This is a genomic window from Corallococcus sp. CA053C, from assembly GCF_003611675.1.
GTDB lineage: Bacteria > Myxococcota > Myxococcia > Myxococcales > Myxococcaceae > Corallococcus.
The window spans coordinates 1-2,122 of record NZ_RAWA01000725.1 but is presented as its reverse complement, the minus strand read 5'-3'; the positions used below and the strand labels follow the sequence as shown (position 1 = coordinate 2,122).

Annotated in this window: 3 protein-coding genes; 2 read left to right on the top strand and 1 reads right to left on the bottom strand. The window is 69.5% G+C overall.

What is annotated here, in order from left to right:
* Together D7V97_RS42610 and D7V97_RS42605 are read left to right on the top strand one after the other, a co-directional pair.
* Positions 1-720, top strand: a 720-nt coding sequence (locus tag D7V97_RS42610) for an NAD-binding protein (protein WP_199729203.1), incomplete at its 5' end; no start/stop codon positions are given.
* A gap of 148 nt (positions 721-868) precedes the next feature.
* Positions 869-1,702 (top strand): MBL fold metallo-hydrolase, encoded by an 834-nt coding sequence (locus D7V97_RS42605; protein WP_233583605.1) that lies wholly within the window; start codon positions 869-871, stop codon positions 1,700-1,702.
* Here the strand turns inward: D7V97_RS42605 and D7V97_RS42600 are convergent.
* The gene (locus D7V97_RS42600) at positions 1,699-1,977 is read right to left on the bottom strand and encodes a DUF6289 family protein (RefSeq protein WP_120616225.1); all 279 of its coding nucleotides are present in this window, start codon (positions 1,975-1,977) and stop codon (positions 1,699-1,701) included. The two genes, D7V97_RS42605 and D7V97_RS42600, sit on opposite strands and share 4 nt — an antisense overlap.
* Positions 1,978-2,122: the final 145 nt, after the last annotated feature.

Below are 2,122 nucleotides of genomic sequence, written 5' to 3'. Positions count from 1 at the left end.
GCGCGGACACGAACGCCGCGTCCTCGCGCTTCTCCACCACCACCACGTCCTTGCCCGCGGGAGATGGGCAAGGACGTGGTGGTGGTGGAGAAGCGCGAGGACGCGGCGTTCGTGTCCGCGCTGCGCGACGAGAACGTGCCGCTGCTCATCGACGACACGCGCAGCCCGCTGTGCCTGCCGCGCACGCACGTGAAGAAGGCCTCCGCCATCGTCTGCGCGACGGACGACGACCTGGCGAACCTCAACATCGCGTTGGACGCGCGGCGGCTCAACCCGGGCATCCGCGTGGTCATTCGCCTGTTCGACGACGACCTGGGCGCGAAGGTGCGCGACACGTTCAAGGCGGAGGCCCTGTCCAGCTCCTCGCTGGCGGCGCCCGCGATGGCGTTGGCGGCGTTGGATCCGCGGCTCGTGCACTCGTTCCGCATTGGCAAGCACCTGATGGTGGTGTCGCTGTTCGTGGTGCGGGACGGCCTGCCGGGCCTGACGGTGTCGCAGGTGAGGGACCGGTTCGGCGGGCTGGCGCTGTCGCTCATCCGGGGCGCGGAGGAGACGCTGCACCCGCATGGAGAAGTGGTGTTCCAGGCGGGGGACCAGGTGACGATCCAGGCCTCCTATCCGGAGTACTGCGCCCTGCGCGTCTTCACCGGCGAGTCGGAAGCGCCGGCCTACGCGGACCACGACAACTTCCTCATGCCTGGGTACCGCCCCACGGGGTGACGCGGCTTGCGAGCGGGACGGCGGCCGATTAGGCAGGGCGCGCTTTCTTCCGGAGGCCGCCTTGCATCGTTTCGCTGTTGTCCTGGGTCTGCTGGCTGTTCTGTCCGCCGGCTGTGCGTCGTCCTCGCGCCGTCTGGAAGGGGCGCAGGTGACGCTGGCCTCCCACGCGGACGCGCGCGTGGGCACCTACGTGTCGTCGCCGTGGGGCTTCAGCACGGCGTCGTATTGGATTGAGGGCCCCACGGGGCTCATCCTGGTGGACACGCAGTTCCTGCCGTCCGCAGCGGAGGAGTTCGTCACCTGGGCGGAGGCGGTGACGGGCAAGAAGGCGGAGCTGGCCATCGTGCTGCACGCCAACCCGGACAAGTTCAACGGCACGGACGTGCTGCGCAAGCGCGGCATCCGCGTGGTGACGAGCGATCAGGTGCGCGCGTCCATCCCGGCCATCCATGAGAAGCGCACGCGGGCATTCGCGGCGCGGTATGTGCCGGACTACCCGACGGCGCTGCCCCTGCCGGACAGCTTCGGAAGTCAGACGACGGAGCTGAGCGCGGGCGGAGTGACGGTGAAGGCGCACGTGCTGGGCGCGGGGTGCAGCGAGGCGCACGTGGTGGTGGAGTTCGACGGCCACGTGTTCCCCGGCGACCTGGTGGCGAATGACGCGCACAGCTGGTTGGAGCTGGGGCGCACGGTTGAGTGGCTGGAGCGGCTGGAGGAGTTGAAGGCGCTGCACCCGAAGGCGGTGCATCCGGGACGCGGGCCGTCGGGAGACGCGGGGCTGCTGGCACAGGAGCGGCAGTACCTGGAGCGCGTCAGCGCGGAGGTCGCGGCGGAGCAGCCGCAGGGCCTGTTCAACGACGCGGCGGCGGAGCGCATCCGGGGGCGCATCGAGGCGGCGTTCCCCGGGCTGCGCTTCCCGGTGTTCCTCAACATCGGCCTGCCGGCGGAGTGGGAGCGGCAGGTGCGGGCGGCGGGACGCTAGTTGCAGGCCGTGGCGTAGGAGTTCCAGATGGACGTCATCTGGCCGGAGTTCGTGATGGTGCCATCGCAGGCGCACGTCCGCCGACCGACCTCCACCGTCTTCGCGCTGTCGCTGTAGAAGTAGATCCGCGTGTTCTGCCCCACGCGGCACTGCGGCAGGATGGCCTGCTCCGCCGTTTCCAGCTCTGGTGCGGTGGAGGCGTCCCCGGCTTCGACACCGCACGCGGTCAGCACCAGGGTTCCGGTGATCAGCAGGCTCTTCAGCAGAGGTCGCATCGTCTCTCTCAGAATTGAAAGAGCAGATTAAGTCCATAGGAGCGTTTATGTCGACAGGACGGTTGGCAGGGGGCGGGTTCCAGGCCGGTGTCCGGCGCTCGTTCGCGGTGGGCTCGGAGATGGCGTGGAGCGCCTGGGGCGAGGG